The sequence below is a fragment of the Methanobrevibacter sp. genome, from assembly GCF_017432245.1.
Lineage (GTDB): Archaea > Methanobacteriota > Methanobacteria > Methanobacteriales > Methanobacteriaceae > Methanobrevibacter.
The window spans coordinates 1-5515 of the sequence record NZ_JAFRJO010000089.1 but is presented as its reverse complement, the minus strand read 5'-3'; the positions used below and the strand labels follow the sequence as shown (position 1 = coordinate 5515).

6 protein-coding genes are annotated in these 5515 nt (G+C 30.8%); all 6 read right to left on the bottom strand.

Translation table 11 applies throughout. From position 1 onward, the window contains the following. Positions 1-281: 281 nt before the first annotated feature. Positions 282-1508, bottom strand: a complete 1227-nt coding sequence (locus IJI80_RS07230; protein ID WP_292788845.1) for an LUD domain-containing protein — start codon at positions 1506-1508, stop codon at positions 282-284. Then, complete coding sequence (locus tag IJI80_RS07225) at positions 1505-2245, bottom strand: (Fe-S)-binding protein (RefSeq protein ID WP_292788843.1); 741 nt, start codon at positions 2243-2245, stop codon at positions 1505-1507. Before IJI80_RS07225 ends, IJI80_RS07230 begins: the two co-directional genes overlap by 4 nt. 80 nt (positions 2246-2325) lie before the next feature. Beyond that, positions 2326-2667 carry a DUF2304 family protein gene (locus tag IJI80_RS07220; protein WP_292788847.1) on the bottom strand — a complete coding sequence of 114 codons (342 nt, stop codon included), beginning with the start codon at positions 2665-2667 and terminating at the stop codon, positions 2326-2328. A gap of 88 nt (positions 2668-2755) precedes the next feature. Continuing rightward, the gene (locus tag IJI80_RS07215; protein ID WP_292788839.1) at positions 2756-3463 is read right to left on the bottom strand and encodes a glycosyltransferase family 2 protein; all 708 of its coding nucleotides are present in this window, start codon (positions 3461-3463) and stop codon (positions 2756-2758) included. Positions 3464-3485: 22 nt separating this feature from the next. Then, entirely contained in the window at positions 3486-3944 is a 459-nt protein-coding gene (ribC, locus tag IJI80_RS07210; protein WP_292788836.1) for a riboflavin synthase, read from the bottom strand. A 141-nt stretch (positions 3945-4085) separates the two neighbouring features. Next, entirely contained in the window at positions 4086-5282 is a 1197-nt protein-coding gene (locus IJI80_RS07205; RefSeq protein WP_292788833.1) for a hypothetical protein, read from the bottom strand. Between the last annotated feature and the right edge of the window lie 233 nt (positions 5283-5515).

The following is a 5515-nucleotide window of genomic DNA, read 5'->3' as shown; positions in this document are numbered from 1 at the left end:
TTTATATTACAAATAAATTAAAATTTGATAAATAAATTAAAATTTGATAAATAAATTAAAATTTGATAAATAAATTAAAATTTAATAAATAACTTAAAATTTGATAAATAAATTAAAATTGCATAATATATAACATTTTAAAAATGATAAAAATATTAAAAATATAATAAAAAAATTAAAATAAAAAAAAGAATTGAAAATTGATATAAAAAATAAAATTGATTAAAAATAAGAAAGAAACTATTTAAAAATTAAAGAAAAAATAAGAATTTTAAATAAAATCAGTAAGGAGATCCATTTTCTTTAATATTATCCCTTATTTTTTTATGTTGGTCTTTAGAGAGTCCATCTTTTTGAGCAGAGCTTCTTAAATCTTCTATAATTTTATTTGTTGGAGTTAAAACCGGACAATTCTCAGTGCACATACCACATAACGTACACATATACAATCCAGAATCAACTGATCCCTTGTTATCCTTAAGGTATTTGCTCAATGCAACACCACGTCCACCTAAATAGCTGTGATAACCGAATTCATTTCCTACAACATTATAGACAGGGCAATTGACAACGCAATTTCCACAGCCAATGCACCAAAGACATTCCTTAATGGCATCCTTTCTACCGTTATCAAGTAAAATGACTGCTACTTTTTCTGCTCCATACATATTTTTAAGAAGCTTTTTCTCAATGTCCGCTGTTTTGGAAGGCCCCGCTACAATATTGATATATGAGGTCAAAGGCTTTCCAGTTGCAAAAGCTGTTTCAAGCTTGCCTATTGAAACGCAATCCTCAAGCAATGGAACAAGTTTATCAATTCCTGCAACAATTATATGAAGCTTTTTGCTTTGAACCAAACTGATGTTTCCTTCATTGTGAACCATTAAAAAAGCTCCGTCTTCAGCAGCAATGGAATTGGTACCGCTAATTCCAATGAAAGACTTTTCGATAAGGCCTAAAACATCCGCTTTAACTGCTTCCATAATTGGTCTTGGTTCTGCAGGCAAATCCAAATTCATAGCCTCATTAACAATCTCTGCAATGTCATGAACAGTCAAATGGGAAGCAGGGCCGGTAGGATGAACAGGACTATTATCCTCTTTTTTCAATTGCAGAATACGGTCTCCCAAATCAGTTTCGACAATAATCATGCCTTGCTCTTCTAAAAATTGAGATGCATCAATCTCACGTAGAGTATTGGATTTGGATTTAGCAATATAAACCTCATTTTTGTCAATATTGCTATTTTCGATTTCCTCATTTATCAAATCAAGCAATATTTTTCTTGCCTCTTCATCATCATTTGCATAAAAGCAATCAATATCATTTTCCTTTAAGCTCTTCATTGCAATAGTGAGTAACTCTTCATTATTGTCTATTGCATCCTTTCTAATATCTATAACCCTTTTTTGTAGAGCTTGTATTTTTGGAGATTTCACAAGGGGTTCTATCCTATCCTTTAGATTATTGAATACCTTTCTCATTGATTCAATTTCCTCATCTTTCATTGGATTTCCCCCTCTTTGGAATCAGAAAGACTTGTGATTTCTTTATCATTTGATGAATCCAAATGCTTTAAAACAAATTCAGATAGGTCTAAAATTTCCAGATCATCAGAATTTTGACTTAAATTCAATTTGCAGAATGGGCATGCACTTACCACTAAATCAGCATCGGTTTCCTTTGCTTCTTGAATTCTCAAATCAGCAATGGAATTGGATAAGTCACCATAAGCGGATTTCACTCCACCACCAGATCCACAACATCGTGCATTTTCCCTATTGTTTTCCATTTCAACCAAATTAGAAATGGAATTGATTACATTACGAGGAGCCTCATATTCTCCAGCATGTCTTCCTAAATGGCATGAATCATGATAGGTGACCTTTAAGTCCTTATTGCCTTTAAGATTGATTTTATTCTCCTTAATCAATTGTTCCAACAATTGAGAAATGTGAATGACATTTAAGTCAACACCAAGGTAATTCTTATAATCTTCCTTTAATGTCTTATAGCAACCTGCACATGAAGTTAGAATGATTTTTCCTTCCAAATCATCTAAATTTCCTTTCATCTGCTCAATTGCATCATCTACAAAACCAGTTCTCAAGAGTACAGATCCACAGCATTTTTCATCATCTAAAGTTTCATAATTGATTTTAGCTATTTTTAATATTCTTTCAGTAGCTTTGCTGATGGAATTCAATTTTTCACGTGCTGTGCATCCTCTGAAATATAATAACATAATATAACCTTACTTAAATCATAATATTAGAAATTCTTTTAATTGTTTAAGTAATGAATAAAAAAAATTTAAAAAAGGAATTATTCCTCTTCATTATCAATATCTTCTAATTTTATTTCATTTCTTATAGCTAATTCCCTAACTAGCTCAGTTGTATTCCTGTTTAACTCATCAATTTTAATATATAGTCTAAATATTGCATAAACAAGAAGTGCATATCCTAAAACAAGCAGTAAATCCAAACCTCTACCAAAACCAAAGAATCCTGCAAGAGGGTCACTGAATCTAGGAGCAAAAGCAAAGAAGTTAACCACTATACAGACTAGAATCCACAGTACAAATGTGGCTGGAGTGATTTTCTTAACTCTCAATCTCCTATAGAAGAATATAATGACTATTATAGTTGCAATGATTAATAAAATTTGATATGTACGAAATGGACCTATAATAATAACACTTCCTCTTAAATGACTTCTAAATAATTTTTTTAAAAAATACTTTCAAATCTAATTATATTCTGAATAAATCAATTACCATCTTAGTTAAGATCCTTAAGCCGACTATTGCATCAGTTCCCTTGTTTTGGGTTTCTGGAGTATAGATTGTAGTAATTGTAACTTCTGCTAATTTTAAATTCTTATCACTTATTTCCTTAATGAATTCAGAGGATACACCATATCCTCTTGAAACGATGTTTATAACATCTGCTGCATGTGCTGTAAATGCTCTAAGACCAGATTGTGAATCCTTAACATTTCTTCCATAAAATATGAGAGTTAAAGCATTCATAATGTAATTTGCAAAGCTTTTACTTAGAGGCATGTCTTCAAAAGGCCTTGCTCCAATTACAACATCTGCTTCTCCATCAACTAAAGGCCTACAAACTTTAGGGATATCCTTTATTTCATGCTGTCCATCAGCATCAAATGTTACGATGTATTTAGCGCCTTTTTTAAGTGCAAGAACCATTCCAGTCTTTAATGCAGCTCCCAAACCTCTGTTGATTACATGAGAAACTACAAATATCTGATTAGGGTATTTCCTTTTTGATTCAATGGCAAATTCAAGGGTCTTATCTTTAGAACCGTCATTTACCAATATCACTTTATACCCTTTTTCAGCTATTCCCTCAATGATTTGAGAAACTGTTTTCTCTTCGTTGAATGCTGGAACGACTAAATAAACATCTTTAGTGATTTCTGAATTTACATCTGACATATTATCTTTGAAATTTTTTTAACTATAAAGGGCCTGCATCCTCTTTACCTTCTCTCATTCCTTTTCCTGCTTCTTTTCTCATTTGTTTAGGATGGAACATCATCTTAATAAGATTCTGAGCATGTTCACGAGCCCTATTGTCTGCTAATTTTTTGAGCTCCTTAGGGTCTTCCTCTTCATCTTCATGAACAAAGACTTCCAAAATATGAGTGTTGGTCATGAGTTGAGCGCGAATCAAACCTGTTGATGCCTCATGAGCACACATCTTATCCTTTTCCATAGGTCCAGGCATTCCCAATGCCATGACAATCTCACAGTCTTCCTCTTCGATAAGCTTTTTGCTTGCCACTGGAAGATCCTTTACACCTGGAACAGTAACGCGAATAATCTTTAAGTCTGAAGCGTTCTTCTTTAATTCATCAATAGCTGCAGCACCCATATCATAACGAGCGAATGTAGTATCTGCAATTCCTATTCTCATTTTATTCACCAATTAAACATTATTAAAAGTATTTAATTATTTTATAATAATTAATCCTTATTCTTGATACATTATTAATATGTATTTAATTATATATAAAGTAAATCAAATATTTGAAAATCATAAAAATAAAATTACAAATTAAATCCTATTTTGAATTGAATTGATCTTGCCTAAAATCATATTGTCTTTTGTTAAGTCATATAAGATTCTATAGAAATACAATGCCCCACTATAATGCTTCCTATTTTCCAAATCAACACAAATGATCTTTAATGTGTCTAAAATAAAAGGATTTACACCTATTTGAATACTTTTTGATTCTATTATCCTTTCCGCATCTTTTCTATCCATTTCAGTATTGATTCCTCGTGATTTTATATATTCAAGTTCCCTAAATGCCTGCTTGTTGAAATCAAAATTCAGACTGAAATCATAGAATACAGCTGCAATGTCCAATTGATTTTCCTCAACATAAAAGAAACCGAAATTCCTATATGCCCTTGCAATATCCTCATTTTTGTATGCAAACTTCAATGCATCAACATTATATAAGAAAAATCTGTTGTAGGTTCGTGTCTTCGATTTGTAAATGTCTGCAAGGGAAAGAATGGTTTTTGAGGATACGGGATTGATTCTTAAGGCCTTTAGCAGATATTCCTCTGCCTTAGCAAAATCATCATTTTCCAATAGCAATGTTCCATAAATGTAATACAAATCAAATAAAGGTTCATCGAATGGAATAAAAGCCAATTCCTTCTCCAATCCAATGTATTTATAGAATAAGATCTCTTCAAGAGGATTTAAAAAGCTATGATACTCCTTTTCAACAAATTCATCATCGTTTTTGCCATTATTCATCCTATTGATTTTTACATCCTTACGCCAATTGACTCTATTGTTGCTCTTATTAATTGTTCTGTATGACTTTGGACTTCTGGACAATTTGTTTTCCTCATATCTCATATATTGAATTTCAGTGATTGGCCTGTTTGATTTGAAATCGCTTTCCTTATGAATTTCCTCATTCTCATACTTATCATCAAAATAACTCATGAAATTGTCTAATTTTTCCAAAGCGGTCTTTTTGTCACGATTTTCAATAAGTGGAACAACTTCATCAAGAATCCTTGATACATTTGACTTCTTGGATTTATTATATTCATCTTCATGATAAAAGTCTAAAGATTGCCAAATCAATCCTGAAATCTCTCTAATGATATCATAAGCAGATTCATGATTCTTATAATAATCCAATTGGGATACCAAATAATCCCTATCCAAATCTGGATTTCCGCTTAAATTCATCTTAATTCGGTTAATAATCTCATCAGTCATTTAAATCATCACAAAGAAACAATAAAGTTTTTTCTACTAATTTTTTTATTTATAATCCTATTTAAAAGATATTATATGTTGAAAAAAAGAAAAAATGAATGTGCACAATAGCACAGAATAATAGAATAACAGAATAATAGAATAATAGAATAATAGAATAATAGAATAATAGAATAATAGAATAATAGAATAATAGAATAATAGAATAATAGAATAATAGAATAATAGAATAA